We start from the raw sequence: 22,743 nt of genomic DNA, 5'->3' as shown, positions 1-22,743 counted from the left end.
GGCTCCTTCAGCCTGACCGCGTTCCATCGCCTGACGCGGCCGGGGGCGCCTTTGCGGGTCTATGTGGAGGGGGACGGACTGGCGTGGCTGAGCCGCCGGCGCCTGTCCAGCGATCCGTCGCCGGTCGATCCGGTCGCGCTGCGGCTGGCAGCGGCGGACCCGGCGGCCAACGTCGCGTACCTGGCGCGGCCCTGCCAGTTCGGCGGGGTGGCGCGGGACGCGGCCTGCCGGGGCGACCGCCGCTACTGGTCATCCCACCGGCACGGAGCCGAGGTCGTGGCAGCGGTGGATGCGGCCGTCACCGCGCTCGCCCGACGCGCCGGCGCCGCCCGCGTGGAACTGGCCGGGTTTTCGGGAGGCGGCGCCGTCGCCGTTCTGGTCGCGGGCCGCCGCCATGACGTGGCGGCGCTGCGGACCGTGGCCGGGGCCCTGGACAACGCCATGATCGCCCGCCTGCACGACACGACGCCCCTGCGGGGGTCGCTCGACCCGGCGGACCGCGCCGCGGCCGTGGCGGCGGTGCCGCAGCTTCATGTGTCGGGCGGAAAGGATGCCATCGTCCCGCCGGCGGTGGCGGAGGCCTTCGTTGCGCGCCAGGGCGCGGCCTCCTGCGCGGCGCGGCGGGTGGTTCCGGGCGCGGCGCACACTACCGGATGGGCGGCATCCTGGCCCGGCCTGCTGGCGGTTCCGCTGCCCTGCGCCGGCGCGGAGAAAAGCCGGGCGACGCACGAAACTGTGCAGTCGTCGCCCGGCGAGGCCGACCGGCCGCCGCGCCTTGTGGCACGCAAGGCGCGCACGAAGAAGCCCCGCCGGCGGATCGGCCGGCGGGGCCTTCGCGTGTCGCGTCGTCGCCCGGATCAGCGCTTGCCGGGGAAGATGTCCACGACCAGATCCTTGACGGTCTGGCGCAGCATCTTGGCCTGGTCGGGATCGCCGGCCAGCAGGGTCGACATGAACGCCTTGGCGTTCTTCGGGCGGATGTGCGGCGGCAGGGGCGGCACGTTGGGGTCGGTCTTGACGTTCAGCACCACCGGCCGGTCCGCCGACAGCGCCTCGTCCCAGGCCGGGCCGATGCGCTCGGGATCGTCGACGAAGATGCCCTTCAGGCCCAGCAGCTCGCCGAACTTGTCGTAGGGCAGGTCGGGGATCTTCTGCGTGGTGTCGAACTTGGGATCGCCGTCCTGGGCGCGCATCTCCCAGGTGACCTGGTTCAGGTCCTCGTTGTTCAGCACCATGACCACCAGCCGCGGGTCCTTCCAGGTCTTCCAGCAGTTGGCGATGGTGATGAGGCCGTTGATGCCGTTCATCTGCATGGCACCGTCGCCGACGCAGGCGATCACGGCCCGCTCCTGATAGGCGTACTTGGCGGCGATGGCGTAGGGCACGCCCGGACCCATGGTCGCGAGGCCGCCGGACAACGAGCCCATCATGCCGTCGCGGAACACCAGGTCGCGGGCGTACCAGTTGGCGGCCGACCCGGAGTCCGCGGTGACGATGCAGTTGTCGGGCAGGCGGGGCGACAGCTCCCAGAACACGCGCTGCGGGTTGACCGGCTCGGCGCTGTTCATGGCGCGCTCCTCCAGCACCTTGCGCCAGCGCGAGATGCTGTCTTCGATGGTTTCGCGCCATTTGCGATCGGTCTTCTGGTGGATGAGCGGCAGCAGGGCCTGCAGCGTCGCCTTGGCGTCGCCGTGCAGGTTGCATTCCATAGGATAGCGGATCGACAGCATGGAGGCGTCGGCGTCGATCTGCACGCCGCGCGCCTGGCCTTCCTCGGGCAGCCACTCGGAATAGGGGAAGCTGGACCCGATCATCAGCAGCGTGTCGCAGTCCTTCATCAGGTCGTAGCTGGGCCGGGTGCCCAGAAGCCCGATGGAGCCCGTGACGAAGGGCAGGTCGTCGGGAATGGCGGTGCGGCCGAGCAGCGCCTTGGCGACGCCCGCGCCCAGCTTCTCGGCGATCTCGATCACCTCTTCCTTGGCGAACCGCGCGCCCTGGCCGATGAGGATGCCGACCTTCTTGCCCTCGTTCAGCACGTCGGCGGCGGCCTTCAGGTCCCTGTCTTCCGGCACCACCCGCGGGAAGGAATAGCCGACGCCGGAATGCACCGTGCCGTGGGCGTGCGGCGGCACGGGCACGGCGTCCATCTCCTGCACGTCCTTGGGCACGATGATGGTGCAGACCGTGCGCTCGGACTTTGCGATGCGGAAGGCGCGGTCGATGACGTGGCGCACCTGCGCCGGGCTGTTGACCTGGTGGACGTACTTGGACACGTCCTTGAACAGGGTGATGAGGTCCACTTCCTGCTGGTAATGCCCGCCCATGGCGGCGCGCGCCTGCTGGCCGACGATGGCGACCACCGGCGTGTGGTCCAGCCGCGCGTCATACAGGCCGTTGAGCAGGTGGATGGCGCCGGGGCCGCTGGTCGCCAGGCACACGCCGGTCTCGCCGGTGAACTTGGCGTGGCCGCAGGCCATGAAGGCCGACATTTCCTCGTGGCGCGACTTCACGAAGCTGAACTTCTCCTCCTGCTTGTCCAGCGCGCCGACGAGCGCGTTGATGCCGTCGCCCGGATAGCCGAAGATGCGCGTCACGCCCCAGTCGCCGACACGTTTCCAGAAATAGTCGCTGACGGTCTCGGCCATGTCTTCCACCCGTTGGTCTGGTCGTTGCGGATTTCCGGGCGCACTGTTGCGTCCGGTCTCTGCCGGTGAAACGGTTGCCGGGACGGGGTGGGTTGCCGCGCGCGTGCGTCCCTTTCGGCGGAGAACCTGCTCAGTTCCCCCGGAACAGCACGTCGACCATGGTCAGGTAGAACATCAGCGCCAGGAACAGCAGCGCCGCCAGGCCCGAGATGCGCGTCAGCGGCTGGCTTTCGTTCAGGTGCATGAAGATCCAGGCGATCAGGCCGGTCTTCAACGCCGCGAAGCCCAGGTTGGAGACGACGCTCAGGGTCGGGCTCAGCGGCAGCATGGCGGCGCCGTAGGTGGCGGCCAGGAAGGCGCTTAAGCCCGCCCACGTCAACACGCAGGTCTTGATGTGGTGCTTGAGGTCCGGTGCCATCGCGTCACCTCCCGGCTAGGTATATCAGCGGGTAGAGCCACACCCAGATGACGTCCACCAGGTGCCAGTACAGGCCGACCGCCTCCGTCCCCTCGGGCACGCGGTCGGTGGTGCCGCGCGTCCACAGCAGCATCATCCAGATCACCAGGCACAGCGCCACGGTCAGGTGAAAGGCGTGCAGGCCCGTCGCGGCGAAGTACAGGTTCCAGAAGAGCATGGTGCCCTCCTGCTCCAGCGGGAAGGCCTTGCCGGCGCCGGGGATCAGGCCCTCGGCGTATTCCTTGTAGTATTCATAGCCCTTGAGCATGAGGAACACCGCCCCAAGCGCCAGCGTCGCGCCCAGGGCGGCAAGGCCGGTGCGACGGTCGCGCAGGCGGGCGGCGGCGACGGCGATGGCGACCGTCAGCGAACTGGTCAGCAGCACGGCGGTGTTCACGGTTCCGATCAGCAGGTCTGTGTGGCTCGCGGCGGTCTCGAACCCGTGCGGGTGCATGACGCGGTAAGTCAGGAAGCCCAGGAAGATGCCGCCGAACAGCATCAGTTCGGTGCCCAGGAAGATCCACATGCCCATGCGGTTGGCGGCGCGCTGCTGGTCGGTGTCGGCGAAATGGTGTTGCAGCACGACGTCGTCGGACGCGCGGTCGTCGCCGGTCATCGCGGGCCTCCGTGGTGCTCGGGGGATTCCGGGTCGCGCTGGGCCACCTGCGGGGCGTAGGGACGGTAGCTGTAGGCCTCGTCGTCGACGATGGGCGTGCGGTCGAAGTTGTCCTCGGGCGGCGGCGAGGGCACCGACCACTCCAGCCCCGTCGCGCCCCACGGGTTTTCGCCGGCGCGCTCGCCGTACTTCAACGACCACAGCAGGTAGACCAGCGGCAGCGCGTAGCCGATCGCCAGGATCACCGCGCCGCCCGAGGACAGCACGTTGAAGATCTGGAACTCCTCCGGATATTCGTGATAGCGGCGCGGCATGCCCAGGTATCCGGCCCAGAACTGCGGCATGAAGGTCAGCACGAAGCCGATGCCCACCATCAGCGCCGCCACCAGCGCCGGGCCTTCCGGGTACAGGCGCCCGGTCATCTTGGGCCACCAGAAGTGGATGCCGCCCAGATAGGCCGAGACGCTGGCGCCGACCATGATGAAGTGGAAGTGGGCGATGACGAAGTACGTGTCGGTCACATGCACGTCCAGCGCCAGGCTGGCGAGGATCAGCCCGGTGATGCCGCCCAGCACGAACAGCAGAATGAAGCTCAGGGCGTAGAGCAGCGGCGTGCGGATGAGGATCTCGCCCTTGTACAGCGTCGCCGTCCAGGCATAGACCTTGATGGCCGAGGGCACGGCGATCAGGAAGCTCATGAACGAGAACACCACGGCGGCGACGACCGATTGCCCGGCGACGAACATATGGTGCCCCCAGACGCCGAAGCCGATGACGGCGATGGCGATGGCGGAAAAGGCCACGAACTTGTAGCCGAAGATGCGCCGCCGCGCGAAGCACGCGATGATCTCGGTCGTCACGCCCATGCCCGGCAAAATCATGATGTAGACGGCCGGATGGCTGTAGAACCAGAACAGGTGCTGGAACAGAAGCGGGTCGCCGCCCAGGGTCGGGTCGAAGATGCCGATGCCGAACAGCCGCTCCACCGCCACCAGGAACAGGCTGATCGCCAGCACGGGTGTGGCCAGCACCATGACCAGGGCGGTGGCGTAGAGGTTCCAGACCATGATGGGCATGCGGAACCACGTCATTCCCGGCGCGCGCATCTTGTGCACGGTGACGATGAAGTTCACCCCCGTGGCGATGGAGGAGAACCCCACGATGAACACTGCGGCGATGACGCCGGTGACGTGGGTGTTGGAGAACATGCTGGAATACGGCGTGTAGAACGTCCATCCCGTGTCCACGCCGCCCACCAGCATGAAGTACAGCGCCATGATGGCGGCGGCCATGAAGATGTACCAGCTTGCCAGGTTCAGGCGCGGGAAGGCCACGTCCTTGGCGCCGATCATCAGGGGCAGGACGAAGTTGCCCAGGACGGTCGGGATCGACGGCACCAGGAAGAACCACACCATGATGACGCCGTGGATGGTGAACGCCTTGTTGTAGCCGTCCGCCGACATGACGTCGCCGCCGGGCGTGATCAGCTCCACCCGGATCCATGTCGCGGCCAGCCCGCCCACGGCGAACAGCACGGTGATGGAGATCAGGTAGAGCATCCCGATGCGCTTGTGATCGGTGGTGGACAGCCACGACCACAGCGTCAGCGACGCGGTCAGGTAGCTCGGGCGCTTGGCGTCGGCGGCGATGGTGCTCATGGCCGGCTGGTTCCCTCCCCGGTGCCGAGAGCCTGGATGTAGGCGACCAGCTCGGCCAGGTCGCCTTCCGCGATCTGGCCCTCGAAGCTGGGCATGATGGCGGGATAGCCCGCCACGATGTGCTTGCGCGGCAGAAGGATGCTGTCGCGGATGTAATCGGCGTCGGCGGTGACCGTGCCGCCCGCCTTCAGCGGCACCGACTTGCCCCACAGCCCGGTCAGGTCCGGCGCCCGCACAACCTGGCTGCCGCCGTCGGCATGGCAGCCGGCGCAGCCGTAGGCGGTGAACAGCTTTTCGCCCCGCTCGACCAGGGTTTCCGACGGCACGCGGTCGTCCAGCCAGTCCTGATAGGCCTCGGGCTCCATCACCACGAAGGTGCCGCGCATGCGCGAATGCCCGGTGCCGCAGAACTCGGCGCACAGGATGTGATAGCGCCCGGTTTCCTCGGCCTGGAACCACATCTCGGTGTAGCGGTCGGGCAGGACGTCATGCTTGATGCGCAGGGCCGGCAGGAACAGGCTGTGGATGACGTCGGTGCTGATCATGCGCAGTTTCACGGGCTCGCCGCGCGGCACGTGCAGGGTGTCGATCTCGCGCTGGCCGCCGGGGTGCTGGAAGCGCCACATCCACTGCTTGCCCTGCACGTGGATGGTCAGGGCGTCGTCGGGCATGGTGCGCTGCTTCACGAACATGTCCGCCGCCTGCCAGAAGAAGATCAGCGACAGGAACAGCGGCCCCAGCGCCCATGTCAGCTCCAAAAGCCGGTTGCGCCTGGGAGCCTGGCCGCGTGGCACGTCGTTGCCCTGGCGGTACTTGATGACGAAGTACGGCAGCAGGATCGCCACCGGCGCGGTCAGCACCGCGAGCAGACCCAGGAACCCGAAGGTCAGCCAGTCCACCTGCTCGGCATAGGGCGAGATGCTGTCCAGCCAGAAGCGGAAGCCGGCGTCGGGCGCGGGGGCGGGAACAGGCGCGGGCGTGGCGGGCGTCTGACTCATGGCGCCCGCCTGTTGCGGTTGCGGTGCTCCCGCCACAGGGCGAGGCCGATGAAGCCGAACAGCACGGCCAGGGTGATGCCGGCGGCGGCCTTCATGGAAACGTCGATGATGGGGCCGTATTTCCCGGTGGTCGGGTCGTACTGGTAGCAGAGCATGAGCAGGAAGTCCGACACGTCGCCGACCGCGCCGTTTCCCGCCTCGACGATGGCGAGCCGCAGGTCGGTGGGCTCCACCGAAATGGCGTTGATCCAGCGCGAGACGCGGCCGTCGGGGGTCAGCACGGCGAAGGCGTTGGCGTGGCTGTACTGCTGGATCTCCTCGTCCCAGGCATAGCGGTAGCCGAGCGCGCGGGTCACCGCCTCGATGCTTTCGGGCGGGCCGGACAGGAAGCGCGCCTGGTCGAGCCCGGGATAGTCGAAGCGCCGCTCCTTCAGGCCGGCGAGCGCCTCGCGCGCCTTTCCGGGGCCCTCACGCGGGTCGAAGCTGAAGAACACCACGCGGTAGTCGGTCCCCGGCTCCAGCGCCGTCAGCAGGGAGAGGCTCTGCACCAGGCTGGCAGTGGAGACGGTGCAGATGTTGGGGCAGTCGTAATAGACCGGCGCCAGCACCACGGGCACATCTCCGGCGACCACCTCCGCCAGGTCCACGGGCGCGCCGGTGCGGTCGGTGAAGCGGGCGCCGCCCGGCACGCGGGCGTCCTCCGGCGTGTCCACGGCGACGGAGCCGAAGGGGTCGAACGGCACGCCGGCCGACGCCGGCAGGGCAGGCGCGGCGGCGGCGATCAGCACGAGAAGGGCGAGCAGCAGTCTCATTCGTCAGCCTCCCCGGTGTCGTCGGGCGTGTTGCGGCGGGTGGGCAGGGGCATCATGCGGCGCGGCGGGCTTTGCGGCGGCGGGGCCTGCCATCCCCGGTCGGCCAGGATGTCCATGGCGTCGGTCAGGGGAATGCGGGCGATGCCGGCGTCGCGGTCCACCCACGCAAAGCCGGTGAGCTGGTCGCGGGCCGCGCGCGCCCGTTCGTCCAGCCGCTCGGCCGGGTCCACCAGCAGCGGCGGGCCCTGGCGCTCCAGGATGCCCGGCACTCGGGGCACCGCCGGCGGCGGCTGCGTCAGCCAGGCGATGAACGGCCCTGCGGCGAAAGAGACGGCGACGACGGTGACCAGGAAGGCGACGCCGGCGACGATCACCCCGCGCGTTGGGGCGTCGCGGCGCTCCACGTCGCGGGTGCCCCCGGTCTCGCCCAGGCGGTGCTCAGCCATGGCGTGCCTCCCGCCGCTTGAGCCCGCCGACCAGCACCAGGCACAGGGCCACCGCCGCCAGCACGGCAGCGGCGGCCAGGAAGACGTCGGCCGAGACGCTGGGCAGGGTCCACAGCACGGTCTCCACCGCCCGCGCGGCCAGGATGGACAGGCTGGCGATCAGCAGGGCTACCGGTTTCGCCCGCACCCCCGGGTGGGCGAGGCAGAGGACGGGCACCAGGAAATGCAGCAGGCCGACCACCCACAGGAAGGGCCGCCACGGTGCGGTCGTGCGGGAGATCCACCACTCCGCCTGGGCCGGCAGGTTGGCGCCCCACATCACGATGTACTGCATGAACTCCAGGTACACCCACAGGGCCACGCCGACGAGCAGCACCGCGCCCCAGACGGCGCGGCTGGAGCGGTCCCAGGCCAGCGCCCCGGCGGCGGTGACCAGCGCCAGCGCCTGCACCGCCCAGCCCGTCAGCATCAGCAGGCCGAAGGTGGAGGATTTCATGTGCGGGGCCAGGCTGAGCGTCCAGTCCACCGAGGCCATGCTGACCAGCAGCACCACGGCGATCAGCAGCGGCACGCCGCCCGGGCGCTCCAGCCGGTCGGCGGCGAGCAGCGGGCCGGCCAGCGCGATCACGGCCACCGTCACGGCCAGCCGCACGCCCGTCCACAGCGGCGACAGGTAGCCGCCGAGCGCCGGGTCCTCCGCCCACGGATAGGCCGGCCATGCCAGCACGTAGGACCCGGCGAACAGCAGCCCCGTCAGCGGCGCCAGCCGCGCCAGCCACGCCAGGCCCGGCCAGACGGGCCCCATCCACCCGCGCCAGGTGACGGCGCGGATCAGCAGCAGCAGCACCGCCCCGGCCGACAGGCCGAACAGGAACAGGGTCAGCGAGAACAGGCTGAGCATGGCGTCCGCGGCGGTCATGGCAGACGCTCCCTCAACGGCTCGGGAAGCTCGGAAACTTGCGCGTGTTGGCTGAGCTGCAGGGCCCGGATGTAGGCGACGACGGCCCAGCGGTCGGCGGGCCGCACGCGGTCGCCGTAGGGATACATGACGCCGAAGCCGTTCTCGATGACCGACAGGAAGTGCCCCGGCGTGGCATCGCGCAGGCGGTCATTGTGGAAGGACGGCGGGGCGGGAAAGCCGCGCTCGACGATCAGGCCACTGCCGTGCCCGGCGACGCCGTGGCAGGGGGCGCAGTAGATGTTGAACCGCTCCCGCCCGCGCTCCAGCAGGGCCGGCGTCATCTCGGGCCGGTCCTTCAGCACGTCCCAGGCCGACCGCTCGCCGCGCGCCACCGTGCCCGGCACGGGCAGGCTGGAGGTGGGGCCGCGAAGAACGGGTTCCGGCTCCGCCATGTCGGGGCGCTTCTGGTCGGCCATGTCGGGGCAGGCCGCCAGCGGCAGCAGGCAGAGCAGAAGCGGAAGGAGGTGACGGCCCGTCATCGCGGCACCTCCCGCACCATATGGCCGCCGGCGCGAACAAGGCACTCCCGCACGGCCGCGGCGTCGAAATCCTCGCCCGTGTCCTCCACACAGACCACAAAGGCGTCCTGCCCCGCCCGGTCGTGCTCGGGATAGTTGAAGACGGGGTGGTGCAGGCGCGGCAGGCGGTTGCGCCAGAGCATGGCGGCAATGCCCCAGAAGACGCCGGACAGCACGGCCATCTCGAAGGCGGGCATGGTGAAGGGCACCCAGGCGATCAGGTCGCGGCCGCCGATGTTGTGGGGATAGCTGACGGCGACCGCGTAGACCTGCAGCGCCATGGCCGCCGCGAAACCCGCCGCCGCGCCGACGGTCAGGGCGCCGAAGGGCCAGGGGTCGCGGTGGCGCAGCGCCGCGGCCATGCCGGGCACCGGATAGGGCGTATAGGCGTCCACCCGCCAGCCGGCCTCCACCGCCCGGCGCACGGCGTCGAGCGCCGCGTGCTCGGTGTCGAAGCGGGCCGCCATGCCGAAGCGATCGCTCATCGCGGCGCCTCCTTCGCGGCGGCGGTCGCGCGCGGGCCGGCGGGGCCGACGGCCTCGCCGCGTTTGCGCGCCATTTCCGCCAGCGTCTCCTTGACCTCGAAGCCCGACAGCAGCGGCAGGAAGCGGATGAACAGCAGGTACAGCAGCCCGAACAGGCCCAGCGTCCCGGCGAAGATCAGCCACTCCACATAGGTCGGCGTATAAAAGCCGTCGGCCGCCGGGATGAAGGGGCGGTAGAGCGCCGTCACCACCAGCATGAAGCGCTCCAGCCACATGCCGACCGTGGCCACCAGCCCCATGAGGAACAGCAGCGCCGGGGTCACGCGAAAGGCCCGGAACCACAGAAGCTGGATCAGCACCAGATTGCAGGCGATCGTGCTCCACCACGCCCAGGCGTAGTCGCCGGTGAAGCGGTCCATCAGGGTGTTCATCTCGTACGGGTCGCCGCTCCACCACATGGTGAAGGCTTCCATGACATAGCCGTAGGACGTCATCAGGCCGGTCGCCAGCAGCACCTTGCCCAGAACGTCCAGGTGGCGCGTCGTGATCAGTGCATCCAGGCTGAAGATGCTGCGCAAGCCCACGGCCAGCATGGCGACGACGGCAAAGCCGGAGAACAGCGCGCCGATGACGAAGAAGGGCGGGAAGACGGTCGTGTGCCATCCCGCCTGCGGCCCCATGGCGAACAGCAGCGCGACGCCCGAATGGACCGAAATCACCAGCGGCACGGCCAGCAGCGCGCAGCCCTTGTAGGCGCTCCACCAGTTCAGCCAGTGCCGCGCGCTGTTGCGCCAGCCCAGCGCCAGCACGCCGTAGACCACCGCCCGCCGCCGGGTCGGCGCGCGGTCGCGCAGGCTGGCGAAGTCGGGGATCATGCCGACGTACCAGAACATGAGGCTGACCAGCAGGTAGACGAAGACCGCCGTCACATCCATGAACAGCGGCGAGCGGAACTGCGGCCACAGCCCCATGGTGTTGGGGTAGGGGAACATGTACAGCACGAACCCCGGCCGCCCCAGATGGATGATGGGGAAGATGCCGGCGCAGACGACGGCGAAGACGGTCATGGTCTCGGCCAGGCGGTTGAGCGAATTCCGCCACCCCTGGCCGAGCAGCAGCAGCAGGGCCGAGATCATGGTGCCGGCGTTGCCGATGCCGATCCACCAGACATAGTTCATGATCGCCATGCCCCAGTAGTTGGGGGCGTTGTTGCCCCACAACCCGATGCCCTCGGCGAAGGTCGCTCCCACCGTGCCCAGCAGCACCAGGGTCAGCAGGGCCGCCAGGCCAAGCGCGATCCACCACCGCTTGCGCAGGGGGAAGCGGTGGGGAATGTCGGCGATCTGTGCTTCCGCCGCCGTCAGGTCGCCGCCGTGCAGCGGATAGAGGCGCGGCTTGACGGTCTCAGCCATGGCCGCCGCCCCCCTCGCGCTTGCCCGCCGCGGTGTCCGGCGCGACCTTGGCGAGGTAGGTGGTGCGCGGGCGCGTCCCCAACTCGTGCAGCAGCGCGTAGTGCCGGGGGCCTTGCCGCAGGCGGGCGATGTCGCTGTCCGCCCGCGCCTTGTCGCCGAAGCGGATGGCGTCCGTCGGGCAGGCGCGCTGGCAGGCGGTGGCGACGTCGGCGTCGGTGACGGGGCGGTCCTCCAGATCGGCGGTGATCTTGGCGCGCTCGATGCGCTGGACGCAGAAGGTGCATTTCTCCATCACCCCGCGCGAGCGCACGGTGACCTCAGGGTTGCGCTGCGGGCGGCCGGCGGCGTTCACTTCGCCGCCCGAATAGTCGAAGAAGTTGAACCGCCGCACCTTGTAGGGGCAGAAGCTCGCGCAGGTGCGCGTGCCGATGCAGCGGTTGTAGACCATCTGGTTCAGCCCGCCGTCGCCGTGCAGGGTGGCGTTGACGGGGCAGCCCAGTTCGCAGGGGGCCTTCTCGCAGTGCATGCAGGGGCGTGGCTGGAAGTGGGCCAGCGGCGCCTCGGGTTTGTCCTCCCAGTAGCGGTCGACGCGCAGCCAGTGCATGGCGCGGCCCTTGCCGACCTCCTGCTTGCCGACGATCGGCGTGTTGTTCTCGGCCTGACAGGCGGTGACGCAGGCGCCGCAGCCGGTGCACAGGTCCAGGTCGATGACCATGGCCCACTCGTGCGGGTCCGGGCTGTCCCACTCGGGATAGAGGCTGGGGCGCTCCTCGCCGGTCTTCTGCTCGGGTGCTGCGTCGACTTCGGGGCGCGGCACCACGCGCACCGGCTCGGGGTCGCGCATCAGTCCTTCCAACTGGGTATGGGCGAGCGGATGGCGCGCGCCCGTCGGCTTGAAGCCGTCCAGCCGCGCCCGCCACGGGCCGCCGGCGGGCCGCAGGGCGAAACCGTCGAAGCCGACTCCCTCCGCCAGCCGGCCCATGGCGGCCCGCCCGCCGCCAAGCTCCACCGTGACGGTGCGCGCCGCCTGGCCGGGCTGGACGAGGACCGGCGCGGTGACCGTGGATGCCGCGGTGGACAGTGCCACCACGTCGCCGTCCGCCAGGCCCTTCTCGGCCGCCAGGGTGGGGGAGATCAGCGCCACCGTATCCCACGTCAGCTTGGTTATGGGCTTGGGCCACTCCAGCATCCAGCCGCAGTTGGCGAACGCGCCGTCCCACAGCGCATCGTCGGGCCGGAAGATCACCTCCAGCCTCCCGGCCCCGGCTTCGGCCTCGACCTCGGGCACGGGTGCGCCAACCTCCGGCCATTCGTCGGGCTCGGGGCGGCGGGGAAGGGTGGCGCCGGCGGCGAACCCCGCTTCCAGGGCGGCGCGGAAGGCCTCTTCGTCATCGCCGTCGCCGCCGTTGGCGCGCGCCACCCAGGTCTCGCGCACCACCGCCCGGTCGGCGGGCGCCTTGGTGGCGGGCTCCAGCAGGCGGGTCAGCACCTGAAGCTCGGACCAGCCGCCGAACAACGGGTTCACCAGCGGCTGGCGCAGGGTGTAGGTGCCCTCCACCGCGTAGCCGTCGCCCCAGCTTTCCAGGGGATGGGCGAGCGGGATGTGCCAGTGCGACCGCCGCGCCGTCTCGTCGCGGTAAAGGCCGGCGTGGACGATGCGCGGCACCCGCGTCATCCAGTCCGCCACCCCCAGGTCCGGCGAGGCATGAAAGGCGGGATTGCTGTCCAGCACCAGCAGCGTCGCCACGTCGTCGCGCGCCAGCAGGTCCTCCAGCCCGCCGGCCGCGCCCCGCGCGAAGGGGCTTTCGGCGAAATACTCCATCATGCCGCCGTTGCCGAAGCGGCGGTTGATGGCGGCGGCGAGGGCGTGCAGGCCGGGCGGCGCGTGGTTCCCGGCGCTCACCAGTCCCCGGCCCTCGGCGTCGGCCAGCGCGGCGGCGGCCTGTTCCGCCCACTGCCGGTCGCGGGCGCCCAGGTCTCCCGCCGAGCCGCCTTCGGCCAGCGCGAGCAGGGCGCGGGCCAGCGCGTCCAGGCGCGGCGCATCGGCGGGCAGCCGGTCGGCGCCGGCGCGGATGCCGGTCAGCGTCGTCGTCGGCTCCGCCACGAACAGCGCCTGCGGCCCCTCGGCCCTGCGGTGGGCGGCGAAGGCGGCGGACCACGGCACCTGCGCCGGCCCGGGGCCGAGGAAGTCGTGGGCGAAGGAAACGATGGCGCGCGCCTCGCGGAACCGGGGCACGCGCGGCGGCGCGGTTTCGGGCAGCGGGTCGTAGCTGTACCACCGCGCCTGCGGCCAGGCCTCCAGCACGCGCGCCAGCAGCCGTTCCTGACTGGGGGACGTGACGGGGCCGGTGAGGATGGCAAGCCGCGCCCCCTCCGTCTCGCCGGCCTCGCGGCGGATGGCGGCCAGTTCCGTCAGCACCTGCTTGCGCCCGGCCGGTTGCCCGTAGCGCCGGGCGGTGCGCGAACGGTCGGGATCGTAGAGCCGCAGCACCTCGGCCTGGGCGTGGTGGTCGGCGGCGGTGGTGGAAGCGGGGTGATCGGCGTTGCCGTCCAGGCGCAGCGGCCGGCCGCCCACCACTTCGGCCAGCACCGGCACGGCCCAGCCGCCGCGGGTGACGCTGGTGGCGTAGTGGGCGCGTTCGTCGGTCTGCGCCCAGGACGACCCGCGCCCGCGCATCTCCACCTCGCCCGGCGGCGTGAAGTCGCAGCCCGCCAGCCCCGCCAGCGAGAACGAGGCGGCCATGCATTTCAGGAACGTGCGGCGGTCGCTTTCCAGGGCGTGCCGGGCGCTCGGCCCGAATTCCTGCTCGACCCATGCGGCGGCGCCCTCCGGGTCGGCCCGGTGCTCCAGGCTGAGCCACAGGTCGCGGCCGGTCGCGCCGTTATGCATGGTGTCGCGGCTGGTCATGGTCACCTGTGGCACGTGTAGCAGTCGGTGAGGCGTTCGGGGTGGACGTCGCGGGCCTCCAGCAGCGCCTGGCGCTCGGTCTCGGACAGGCCGGTGCGCGGCCGCCAGTCGAAGGCGGTGACGGCGCCCTCCGGCCGCAGGTTGGGTGCGGGATCGCGGTGGCAGTCCAGGCACCAGCCCATGGTGTAGGCGTGGCTTTCATAGGTCAGCGCCATCTCCTGCACCGGGCCGTGGCAGGTGGTGCAGCCGACGCCGACGTCCAGGTGAGCGGCATGGTTGAAGTAGACGAAGTCGGGGCTGTCGACCACGCGCTGCCACCACAGCGGCCGGCCCTCGGTATAGGCCTGGCGCACGGGGCGCAGGGCCTCGGCCTCCGTCCACAGCTGCGAGTGGCAGGTCATGCAGGTCTCCGAGGTCGGCAGGCCGGCCTTGGCCGTTTCCTCGCCGGTGTAGTGGCAGTAGCGGCAGTCGATGTTCAGGTCGCCCGCGTGGTGGCGGTGGCTAAAGGGCACCGGCTGTTCCGGCGCCTCGGCCACGTCGGTCAGCCAGCCCGAATGCCAGTACAGCCAGCCCGACACGACGGTGACGATCACCGCGATCACGATGATCAGGATCACCGCGCGCAGGATGATGTCGGCCGACGGTTTGAAGACCTGCGCCATTCTCTCACCGGCTGTCATGACGGGCGGACGACGGAGCCCGCCGCCGGAGGGCGGCGTCTTCCGCTACTGCGGGGGAACGCCCCTTCAGGAAGGCGGGTTGCCGTTGCTGCGGCCCTGGTGCAGCCCGTCGCGCAGGACTTCTGCCACCGTGGGATAAAGCCGCCCGGTCGCCTGGCGCAGCTGTTCCCGGCAGGAGTAGCCGTCCACCACCAGGCGCGGTGCGCCATCGCCATCGCGGTCGGCGCCGGCCCCGCGGATCATGGGCATCAGCTTGTCGTTGAGGATGGCCTGGGAAACGTCGTACTTGTCGTGCTCGAAGCCGAACGACCCGGCCATGCCGCAGCAGCCGCTGTCCAGCACCTCTACCTCAAGCCCCGTGGCCGACAGCGCCTGCTTCTCTCCGCCCGTGCCGAAAATGGCGCGGTGGTTGCAGTGCGGATGCACCAGGGCCTTGCCCGACAGGCGCGGCGGGTTCCACCCGTCGGCATCGGCAACCCGCGCCAGGAAGTCGGGCAGCAGCCACGTGGCCTTAGCCAGACGTTCGGCGCGGGGGTCGCCCTCGAACAGGTTGCCCAATTCGTCCTTGAAGGTCGCCATGCAGGCCGGTTCCAGGCCGACCACGTAGGCGCCGTCGCGCACGGCCTCGTCCACGGAATCCATGACGTCGTTGAGCGTCTTCCGCGCCTGGTCCAGGAAGCCGAAGTCATAGAGCGGCCGGCCGCAGCACACCTTGCGCTTGGGCAGTTCCACGGCGAAGCCCGCATCCTCCAGCACCTCGGCGGCGGCGACCAGGGCCTCGGGCGTGAAATGGTCGTTGAAGGTGTCGGCGAACAGCACAACGCGCTGGCGCTTCGTGTCCGACGGCCGGCTGCCGTTGCCGTTGAATCGGGCGCGGAAGGTCTTCTGGAAGCGCGGCAGCGCGCGCGCCTGATGCACCCCGGCGATCCATTTGGCCGCCGCGTTCAGCCCCGGCGTCTGGGACAGGGCGTTGGCGAGCCAGGGCGCGGGCGCGGCCAGCTTCGCCCAGTCCTGGATGCGGCCCATGGACCACGCGGCGCGCGGGCGGCGGTTCTTCTTGAAGTAGTGGTAGGCGAATTCTGCCTTATAGGTGGCCATGTCCACGTCCACGGGGCATTCGCTCTTGCAGGCCTTGCAGGCAAGGCACAGGTCCAGCGACTCCCAGACCGCGTCCTCCTGCCAGCCGTGGGTCAGCGGATCGCCCTGGAGCATTTCCTGCAGCATGTGGGCGCGGCCGCGGGTGGAATGCTTTTCCTCCCGCGTTGCCCGATAGGACGGGCACATGGTGCCGTCGTGCAGGTTGCGACACTTGCCGACGCCGACACAGCGCATGGTCTCGCGCAGGAAGGAATGGTCGGAGTGCGGATAGGTGAACTGCGCGTCGATCTTCTCTTCCGGCGGCGGATGGAAGCGCGGGCCCAGGCGCAGGTCCATGTCCAGCGGACGGGCGTCGATCACCTTGCCGGGGTTCATCTTGCCGCGCGGGTCCCAGGCGTGCTTGAAGGCGCGGAAGGCATCGACCAGGTCCTGCCCGTACATGATGGGCAGAAGCTCGCCGCGCGCCTGGCCGTCGCCGTGTTCGCCCGACAGCGAGCCGTTGTGGCGGACGACCATGTGCGCCGCGTCTTCCATGAACCGGCGGAACGTCGCCGCATCCTCGGCGTCGTGCAGGCCGAAGTCGATGCGCGTATGGATCAGTCCCTCGCCGAAGTGGCCGTAGACGCTGGCGTAGTAGCCGTACTTGTCGAACAGCTTGAACAGGTCGCGCAGGTAATTCCCCAGGTCCTCGGGCGGGACCGCGCTGTCCTCCCACCCCGGCCAGGTGTCCCGCGCGGCGCCGGGCACGAAGGCGGTGGCGCCCAGGCCCGCCTCGCGCACCTTCCACAGGCGGCCCTGTTCGCCGCGGTCCTCTATCACCTTGCCGTCGGTGAAGGCGTCCTGGCCCTTGAGCCAGTCGTGAATGGCGTCCGCCTTCTCGCGCGCCTCGTCCTTGTCCGCGGCGCCGCAGGGGATGAGCAGCCACGCGCAGCCGTCGGGCAATAGCTCAAGGTCCTCGACGTGCAGGCACTTCAGGCGCATGAACTCGGTCAGGCGCTGGTCGATGCCCTCGCAGCCCAGCGGCTCGAACCGCGTGATGCCGGGCACCAGGTCGGCGGCCTGGAAGATGTCCTTGAAGCCTGCCGCCAGCACCACCCGGTGGGGCGGCTCGAACCGCAGGTTCAGGTGGGCGCGCAGGACGGTGACACAGGTGCTTTCCGTGCCCACCAGCGCGCGGGCGACGTTGAAACTGTTCTCGGGCAGCAGCTCGTTGAGGTTGAAGCCCGAGACACGCCGCGGGATGCCGGGATAGACGTGGCGGATGCGCTCGGCGTTGGCGTCGGCGATGTCCTTGAGCTGGCGGTAGATGTCGGCCTTGCGCCCGCCCTCGGCCTGGATGCGGTCGAACTCCTCGGCGCTGGTTTCGCCGACGGTCATGCGCAGCCCGTCGTAGGTCATGATCTCCAGCGCCTTGACGTTGTCCACCGTGCGCCCGTAGGCCAGCGAGTGCACCCCGCAAGAGTTGTTGCCGATCATGCCGCCCAGCGTGCAGCGCGAGTGCGTCGACGGATCAGGACCGAAGCGCAGGTTCTTCGGGTTCACCACCTGCTGCAACTCGTCCAGCACGATGCCGGGCTCGACGATGGCGGTTTCCGCGTCCCAGTCGATGTCGACGATGCGGTTGCAGTACTTGGAGGCATCGATGACCACGGCCGTGTTGCAGGTCTGCCCGGCCAGCGCCGTGCCGCCGCCCCGGTGGACGATGGGGGCGCCGTGCCGGGCGCAGACGGTGACGGCGGTGGCGATGGCGTCCACCGTTCTCGGCACCACCACGCCGATGGGCACCTGGCGGTAGTTGGAGGCATCGGTGGCATAAAGCGCCCGGTCGCCGTTGGTGAAGCGCACCTCGCCGTCCACCTCGGCCTCCAGGTCGCGCTTCAGCGCATCGACGTCCACCTCGGTGGCGCCGCCGCGCGCGTGGCGGCCTTCCGGCACCGGGTCGGCGCCGGGCTCGTGGGACACGTTGGGGGGCGAGAACTGGGACACGGGCGTCTCCTCTGGCGGTCGGCTCAGACGGCGTAGCGGGCGGCGTCGGCGTCCTTGAGCGCCAGCCCCAGGCCGGGACGCGAAGGATCGGGCGCCACAACGCCGTCGCGGGCGGTCAGGGCGCCGTCCAGCAGCGCCGTCTCAAGCCGCACATGGTCGTGGAAGTACTCCAGGTTCACCGCCCGGCCCGCCGCACAGCACAGCGCGGCGTGCAGGCTGGGCGCGCAGTGGGCGGACAGCGGCATGTCATAGGCCTCGCACAGCGCATCGGCCATGAGGAACCCGGTCACGCCGCCGCAGCGGGTGGCGTCGGCCTGCAGCACGTCGACGGCGCGGGCCTCCAGCAGGCGCCGCAGGTCGATGGGGCTCCAGGCGTATTCGCCGGCGGTGATGTCCAGGCCGGCGGGCCCGTGGTCGCGCAGCCAGGCCAGCGACGCGATGGCGTCCGACGACACGGGCTCCTCCAGCCACGTCACCCCCTCGGCGGCGAAGGCCTGGGCGAGCGCCAGGGCCTCCTTGCGGGAATAGGCGCCGTTGGCGTCGGTCATCAACTCGACGTCGGGGCCGACGGCCTCGCGGGCGGCGTGGACGCGCGCAAGGTCCTCCTGCGGGCGGCGGCCGACCTTCAGCTTGACCGCGCGCAGCCCGTCCTCCACCCAGCCCGCAAGCTGGCCGCGCAAGGCGTCCTCGTCAAAAGAGGTGAACCCGCCCGAGCCGTAGGCCCGGATGGCGGGGCGGGCCTGGCCCAGAAGCGTCGACAGCGAAACGTCCAGGACCTTCGCCTTGGCGTCCCACACGGCGGCGTCGATGGCCGACAGCGCGCAGGCGCCGAGCCCCGGCTGGCCAAGGTTCCGCATCCGCGCCCGCACCGCCGTCCACACCGCCTGCGGGTCGAGCACGCTGTGTCCCTTCACCGTCCCGGCCAGCGTGTCGGCGATCAGCCGGGCGGCGGAGGCGTCGGTGTAGGTGTAGCCGAAGCCGACCACGCCGCCGGCCTCCAGGTGCACGGTCACCATGGTGGTGGCGGACCACTCCATGGTGCCGTCGCTTTCCGGCTGGTCCTGGGTCGGGAATTTGTAGGCGGCGGCCTGCAGGGCGGTGATCTCCGCCTCCACGCGCGGCGCGCCGGGGGATTGGGGCATGGGCGGCCTCCCGTTCGCGGCTGGGGTCTTTCAGCGGTGAACGGTGCTTGTGGAACACCCGTTGCCCGGTCCCGCCGTCAGGAGGAGCCGCGCCCCGCCTCTTCCTGCCCCTTGCGGAAGCGGCGCGTCGCGGGCGTGGAGGTGATGCCGTGGACGACCGCCGAAGCCAGAATGACCGCGCTGGCGGCGTGCCAGACGATCTCCGCCGCGCCGTGCCGCAGCGACAGAAGCGCATAGAACAACGCGGCAATGCCGACGGGGCCGAACCAGCTGACGAAGGCGCGGTCGGCGGTGTCCTTTGTCTGCGGCATCACCCGGGTGAGCGCCAGGAAGGCCGGCGGACGGCGCAGCAGCAGCACGGCGACGGCCAGCCCGGTGAAGGCGTAGGGGTTCGCCGCCCAGGCCTCCACCGGCAGGATCATGCCGAACAGCACGAAGACCGGCAGTTCGAAAAAGCGTTTGGCGGCTTCCTGGAACTGCTCGTTTTCCTCGTCGGTGCGGTCATGGGTGACGACGCGGAAGGTCGCTCCGGCGCAGAAGGCGGCGAGGATGCCGTCGGAGCCCATCAGCTTCACCGCCGCGACGGAGGTGAAGGCCAGCGCCAGCGTGATGGTGACCATGGAGGTTTCGCCGGTCAGCCCCGCCTTGCGCGCCCCGCGCAGCAGCAGGCTCGCCAGCCAACCGGCGGCCAGACCCACGGCGGCGGCGGCCAGAACCTCCCAAAGCCAGGTCTCCAGCAGCCATTTCGACAGGGCCTCGCGCGTCGGGTGGTGGACCATGAGCAGCGGCAGCCACACGAAGGGATAGCCCAGCCCGTCGTTGGCCCCGGACTCGCCCGAGATCAGGCTGCGCAGCCCCTTGGGCAGGGTGCTTTCGGCCAGCCGGCCGCTGACGATGGCGCCCGCCAGCACCGGGTCGGTGGGCGTGACGACGGCGCCGATCAGCACCGCCGTCCAGGCATCCACCTCAAGGAACCCCCAGGCGAGCAGGCTGGACACGCCCCACATCGCCAGCATTCCCGGCCCCAGCGCAATGGCCGGGCCGATCACCTTGCGGCTGGTGAAGAAGCCCGGCGGCAGGCGAACGGCCGCGGTCACCACGGCGACGGTGATGGTCATGCGGGCGACCTGCTCGGTGATCGCGTGCGGGTCGCCCAGGGCCTCCAGCCGCAGCCAGTCCATGCCCAGCGGGCCGATGAGAATGCCGGCGGCGATGGCGATCATGGGCTCGGACACCGGCAGCCACGCCTTGGCAACGCCCGACGACAGCCCCAGCAGCAGGACGACGGCGGCGGCGGCGAAGACCAGGATGTTGAACTCGGTCATGGCGGGCATGTCCTGCGCAGTGGGAGAACGGCACCGGCAGCGTAACGGGCCGCTCGTCATCAGGGATCGTGCATCACTGCGCCGCCGCCGCGCGTGAGTAGCGCAGGACCGCCATACAAGGACCGATCCATGCCCGAGCCCGAGCCCGAGCCCGCCGCCGGCGACTGGCCGAACATCGACGACTACGCCATCATCGGCGACTGCCGGACCGCCGCCCTGGTCGACAGGCGCGGCGGCGTGGAGTGGATGTGCCTGCCGGCGATCTCCAGCCCCTCGGTCTTCGGCGCCATGCTCGACCGCGAGGCCGGCGGCGTGTTCTTCGTGCGGCCGGTCGCGGTGGAGCGGGTGGAGCGGGACTACATGCCCGGCACCAACATCCTGACCACCACCTTCCACACCGCCGGCGGCGGCTGCATGCGGCTGACCGACTGCATGCCGCTCATGCCCGACCCCCAGCGCCGCCTGCAACTGGAGCCGACGCGCGAGCTTCTGCGCAAGGCCGAGGGACTGGAGGGCCGGGTGGAGATGGAGGTCCTCTACCAGCCGCGACCGGCCTACGGACGGGTGGCGGCGCGGCTGAAGAAGCGCGGCGGCCTTGGCTGGGCCTTCCGGCACGGCGGGCACCTCTACAACCTGCTCAGCGACGTGGCGCTGGAGCCGTCGGACAGCCGCGACCGCCTGACCGGCCGTTTCACGCTGGAGGCCGGGCAGGTGCACTGGTTCTCCTTCACCTACGCCAACGAGATCGGCGTGGTCACGTCGCTCGGCCGGGCGGCGGAGAAGCGCATCGCGCAGACGGCCCGGTGGTGGCGCGAGTGGTCGGTGCGTTGCCGCTACGACGGTCCGCACGAAACGCTGGTCAAGCGCAGCATGCTGACGCTCAAGCTGATGACCTACGCGCCGTCCGGGGCGCTGATCGGCGCGCCCACCTGTTCCCTGCCCGAGACCATCGGGGGCAGGCGCAACTGGGACTACCGCTACTGCTGGCCGCGCGATGCGACGCTGACCCTGCGGGCGCTCATCAAGATGGGATACGACGGCGAGGCCCGGTCGTTCATCGCCTGGCTGCTGCACTCGACCCGCCTGACCCGGCCGAACCTCTTGCCCATGTACGACATCTACGGCCGCAAGGTGCCGGCGGAGAAGACGCTCGACCATCTGTCGGGCTTCCGGGGCTCGGCCCCGGTGCGCATCGGTAACGGGGCGCGCGATCAGTTGCAGCTCGACATCTACGGCGGCGTCATCCTGGCCGTCGCCGACTTCCTGCAAGGCGGGGGCGAACTGGCGAAGCAGGAATGGTCGCTGATCCTGGATTTCGCCGAGGTCATCCGCAAGCGCTGGCGCGAGCCCGACAACGGCATCTGGGAAATGCGCGGCGGGCGCAAGCACTACACCTATTCCAAGGTCATGTGCTGGGTGGGGCTCGACTGCCTGGTGCGCCTGTGCGAGGAGGACGGCCTGGACCTGGACGTCGGCCCCTACCGCCGCGAGCGCGACGCCATTCGCGCCGACATCGAGGAGCACGGCTGGAACGAGGAGGTGCAGTCCTACGTCGGCGTCTACGACAGCGATATCGCCGACGCCTCGCTGCTGCTCATGGGGCGGCTGGGCTACCAGGATCCCAACCATCCCCGCATCACCGGCACGCTGCGCTACATCGGCGATCAGCTTGCCGAGAACGGCTTCCTGCGCCGCTACAGGACCGGCGTCGACCATGATTCGTCGGAGGAGGGGGCGTTTGCCATGTGCAGCTTCTGGCGCGCCGACCTGCTGGCCCTGCGCGGCGAGGTCAACGCGGCCGAACGGCTGTTCGACCACCTGCTGGGCGCGACCAACGACGTCGGGCTGATGGCCGAGGAGATCGACCCCAAGACCGGCCGGCAGCTGGGCAACTTTCCCCAGGCCTTCACCCACATCGGGCTGATCACCGCCGCCATGGAACTGGCCCGCGCCGAGCGGGAGAAGGCCGGCGAGCACGAACACGAGAAGCGGGAAGAGGAGGAAACCGCATGACCACCGGCCTGCCGCTGACCGTCGAGGTCCTGCTGTGGGGCCTGATCGCCACCGCGGCCATGACCACCATCATGGAGGCGGCGCAGGGGCTGGGGTGGTCGCGGCTGTCCATCCCGTTCCTGTTCGGCACGTTCTGGACGGCGGAGCGCCATGCCGCCTATTTCCTGGGATTCATCCTGTTCGTGGCCGGCGGCTGGGGGTTTGCGCTGCTGTATTATGGCGTGTTCGTCAGCCTGGAGCGCACGTCGTGGTGGCTGGGCGCGGCGCTGGGCGGGCTTCACGGGGTGTTCCTGCTGGTCGCCTTCCTGCCGCTGCTGCCGCGGGTGCATCCGCGCATGGCCAGCGAGGACGACGGTCCGACTGTTTCACGACGGTTGGAACCTCCAGGCTTCCTGGGGCTTAACTACGGGTGGGGCACGCCGCTGAGCACGCTGGCCGGGATGATCGTCTACGGCGCCATCCTGGGCGCCTTCCTGCCCCTGCCGGGCGGCGGCTGAGTGCCCGCCGGCCCCGGATGCGCCCCGTGGCGGATGATGCGGCCTCTTGCTTTCGTGCCGCACCGCACCATATTTCAAACGAAGGC

At 70.3% G+C, this 22,743-nt stretch carries 19 protein-coding genes; 2 read left to right on the top strand and 17 right to left on the bottom strand.

What is annotated here, in order from left to right:
- Positions 1–249: 249 nt before the first annotated feature.
- From C882_RS24955 to C882_RS05850, 17 genes are all read right to left on the bottom strand, one after another.
- A complete protein-coding gene (locus tag C882_RS24955; RefSeq protein WP_160166770.1) occupies positions 250–459 on the bottom strand; it encodes a hypothetical protein in 210 nt (69 codons plus the stop codon).
- Positions 460–857: 398 nt separating this feature from the next.
- The gene (locus C882_RS05925) at positions 858–2,645 is read right to left on the bottom strand and encodes a thiamine pyrophosphate-requiring protein (RefSeq protein ID WP_043643846.1); all 1,788 of its coding nucleotides are present in this window, start codon (positions 2,643–2,645) and stop codon (positions 858–860) included.
- Between the two features lie 130 nt (positions 2,646–2,775).
- Entirely contained in the window at positions 2,776–3,063 is a 288-nt protein-coding gene (locus C882_RS05920) for a cytochrome C oxidase subunit IV family protein (protein ID WP_009539658.1), read from the bottom strand.
- A gap of 4 nt (positions 3,064–3,067) precedes the next feature.
- On the bottom strand, positions 3,068–3,718 hold the full coding sequence (locus C882_RS05915) for a cytochrome c oxidase subunit 3 (RefSeq protein ID WP_009539657.1): 651 nt from the start codon (positions 3,716–3,718) through the stop codon (positions 3,068–3,070).
- Positions 3,715–5,376, bottom strand: a complete 1,662-nt coding sequence (locus C882_RS05910; protein ID WP_009539656.1) for a cytochrome c oxidase subunit I — start codon at positions 5,374–5,376, stop codon at positions 3,715–3,717. Before C882_RS05910 ends, C882_RS05915 begins: the two co-directional genes overlap by 4 nt.
- Positions 5,373–6,374, bottom strand: coding sequence for a cytochrome c oxidase subunit II (gene coxB / locus C882_RS05905; RefSeq protein ID WP_009539655.1), 1,002 nt, complete (start codon positions 6,372–6,374; stop codon positions 5,373–5,375). Before coxB ends, C882_RS05910 begins: the two co-directional genes overlap by 4 nt.
- Positions 6,371–7,186: an SCO family protein gene (locus C882_RS05900; protein ID WP_009539654.1), complete on the bottom strand. Its 816-nt coding sequence runs from the start codon at positions 7,184–7,186 to the stop codon at positions 6,371–6,373. Before C882_RS05900 ends, coxB begins: the two co-directional genes overlap by 4 nt.
- Complete coding sequence (locus C882_RS22985; RefSeq protein WP_009539653.1) at positions 7,183–7,632, bottom strand: hypothetical protein; 450 nt, start codon at positions 7,630–7,632, stop codon at positions 7,183–7,185. Before C882_RS22985 ends, C882_RS05900 begins: the two co-directional genes overlap by 4 nt.
- Positions 7,625–8,551 (bottom strand): hypothetical protein, encoded by a 927-nt coding sequence (locus tag C882_RS05890; protein WP_009539652.1) that lies wholly within the window; start codon positions 8,549–8,551, stop codon positions 7,625–7,627. The genes C882_RS22985 and C882_RS05890 overlap by 8 nt, the downstream gene beginning before the upstream one ends.
- A complete protein-coding gene (locus tag C882_RS05885; protein ID WP_009539651.1) occupies positions 8,548–9,072 on the bottom strand; it encodes a c-type cytochrome in 525 nt (174 codons plus the stop codon). The genes C882_RS05890 and C882_RS05885 overlap by 4 nt, the downstream gene beginning before the upstream one ends.
- Positions 9,069–9,596 carry a DUF3341 domain-containing protein gene (locus C882_RS05880; RefSeq protein ID WP_009539650.1) on the bottom strand — a complete coding sequence of 176 codons (528 nt, stop codon included), beginning with the start codon at positions 9,594–9,596 and terminating at the stop codon, positions 9,069–9,071. The genes C882_RS05885 and C882_RS05880 overlap by 4 nt, the downstream gene beginning before the upstream one ends.
- The gene (gene nrfD / locus C882_RS05875) at positions 9,593–11,008 is read right to left on the bottom strand and encodes an NrfD/PsrC family molybdoenzyme membrane anchor subunit (RefSeq protein WP_009539649.1); all 1,416 of its coding nucleotides are present in this window, start codon (positions 11,006–11,008) and stop codon (positions 9,593–9,595) included. The genes C882_RS05880 and nrfD overlap by 4 nt, the downstream gene beginning before the upstream one ends.
- Positions 11,001–13,916 carry a TAT-variant-translocated molybdopterin oxidoreductase gene (locus C882_RS05870; RefSeq protein ID WP_009539648.1) on the bottom strand — a complete coding sequence of 972 codons (2,916 nt, stop codon included), beginning with the start codon at positions 13,914–13,916 and terminating at the stop codon, positions 11,001–11,003. The genes nrfD and C882_RS05870 overlap by 8 nt, the downstream gene beginning before the upstream one ends.
- A gap of 2 nt (positions 13,917–13,918) precedes the next feature.
- A complete protein-coding gene (locus tag C882_RS05865) occupies positions 13,919–14,578 on the bottom strand; it encodes a cytochrome c3 family protein (RefSeq protein WP_009539647.1) in 660 nt (219 codons plus the stop codon).
- 84 nt (positions 14,579–14,662) lie between these two features.
- Positions 14,663–17,680 (bottom strand): FAD-binding and (Fe-S)-binding domain-containing protein, encoded by a 3,018-nt coding sequence (locus C882_RS05860; protein WP_009539646.1) that lies wholly within the window; start codon positions 17,678–17,680, stop codon positions 14,663–14,665.
- A gap of 23 nt (positions 17,681–17,703) precedes the next feature.
- Positions 17,704–18,822 carry an enolase C-terminal domain-like protein gene (locus C882_RS05855; protein WP_009539645.1) on the bottom strand — a complete coding sequence of 373 codons (1,119 nt, stop codon included), beginning with the start codon at positions 18,820–18,822 and terminating at the stop codon, positions 17,704–17,706.
- Positions 18,823–18,899: 77 nt separating this feature from the next.
- A complete protein-coding gene (locus tag C882_RS05850; protein ID WP_009539644.1) occupies positions 18,900–20,147 on the bottom strand; it encodes a cation:proton antiporter domain-containing protein in 1,248 nt (415 codons plus the stop codon).
- A gap of 129 nt (positions 20,148–20,276) precedes the next feature.
- On the opposite strand from C882_RS05850, the gene C882_RS05845 reads away from it, so the two are divergent.
- Together C882_RS05845 and C882_RS05840 are read left to right on the top strand one after the other, a co-directional pair.
- On the top strand, positions 20,277–22,160 hold the full coding sequence (locus C882_RS05845; protein ID WP_009539643.1) for a glycoside hydrolase family 15 protein: 1,884 nt from the start codon (positions 20,277–20,279) through the stop codon (positions 22,158–22,160).
- A complete protein-coding gene (locus C882_RS05840) occupies positions 22,157–22,657 on the top strand; it encodes a hypothetical protein (protein WP_009539642.1) in 501 nt (166 codons plus the stop codon). The genes C882_RS05845 and C882_RS05840 overlap by 4 nt, the downstream gene beginning before the upstream one ends.
- Positions 22,658–22,743 lie beyond the last annotated feature (86 nt).

Origin of the sequence: Caenispirillum salinarum AK4 (assembly GCF_000315795.1) — a bacterium.
Taxonomy (GTDB): Bacteria; Pseudomonadota; Alphaproteobacteria; order Rhodospirillales; family Rhodospirillaceae; genus Caenispirillum; species Caenispirillum salinarum.
The sequence above is the reverse complement of the archived record's forward strand: the minus strand, read 5'-3'. Positions and strand labels throughout refer to the sequence as shown.

Coding starts and splice junctions, on each gene's coding strand:
- C882_RS05920 (WP_009539658.1), bottom strand. CDS start 3,063: ATGGCACCGGACCTCAAGCACCACATCAAGACCTGCGTGTTGACGTGG.
- C882_RS05840 (WP_009539642.1), top strand. CDS start 22,157: ATGACCACCGGCCTGCCGCTGACCGTCGAGGTCCTGCTGTGGGGCCTG.
- C882_RS05870 (WP_009539648.1), bottom strand. CDS start 13,916: ATGACCAGCCGCGACACCATGCATAACGGCGCGACCGGCCGCGACCTG.
- C882_RS05865 (WP_009539647.1), bottom strand. CDS start 14,578: ATGGCGCAGGTCTTCAAACCGTCGGCCGACATCATCCTGCGCGCGGTG.
- C882_RS05900 (WP_009539654.1), bottom strand. CDS start 7,186: ATGAGACTGCTGCTCGCCCTTCTCGTGCTGATCGCCGCCGCCGCGCCT.
- C882_RS22985 (WP_009539653.1), bottom strand. CDS start 7,632: ATGGCTGAGCACCGCCTGGGCGAGACCGGGGGCACCCGCGACGTGGAG.
- C882_RS05910 (WP_009539656.1), bottom strand. CDS start 5,376: ATGAGCACCATCGCCGCCGACGCCAAGCGCCCGAGCTACCTGACCGCG.
- C882_RS05890 (WP_009539652.1), bottom strand. CDS start 8,551: ATGACCGCCGCGGACGCCATGCTCAGCCTGTTCTCGCTGACCCTGTTC.
- C882_RS05845 (WP_009539643.1), top strand. CDS start 20,277: ATGCCCGAGCCCGAGCCCGAGCCCGCCGCCGGCGACTGGCCGAACATC.
- C882_RS05925 (WP_043643846.1), bottom strand. CDS start 2,645: ATGGCCGAGACCGTCAGCGACTATTTCTGGAAACGTGTCGGCGACTGG.
- C882_RS05885 (WP_009539651.1), bottom strand. CDS start 9,072: ATGACGGGCCGTCACCTCCTTCCGCTTCTGCTCTGCCTGCTGCCGCTG.
- C882_RS05880 (WP_009539650.1), bottom strand. CDS start 9,596: ATGAGCGATCGCTTCGGCATGGCGGCCCGCTTCGACACCGAGCACGCG.
- coxB (WP_009539655.1), bottom strand. CDS start 6,374: ATGAGTCAGACGCCCGCCACGCCCGCGCCTGTTCCCGCCCCCGCGCCC.
- nrfD (WP_009539649.1), bottom strand. CDS start 11,008: ATGGCTGAGACCGTCAAGCCGCGCCTCTATCCGCTGCACGGCGGCGAC.
- C882_RS05850 (WP_009539644.1), bottom strand. CDS start 20,147: ATGACCGAGTTCAACATCCTGGTCTTCGCCGCCGCCGCCGTCGTCCTG.
- C882_RS05915 (WP_009539657.1), bottom strand. CDS start 3,718: ATGACCGGCGACGACCGCGCGTCCGACGACGTCGTGCTGCAACACCAT.
- C882_RS05855 (WP_009539645.1), bottom strand. CDS start 18,822: ATGCCCCAATCCCCCGGCGCGCCGCGCGTGGAGGCGGAGATCACCGCC.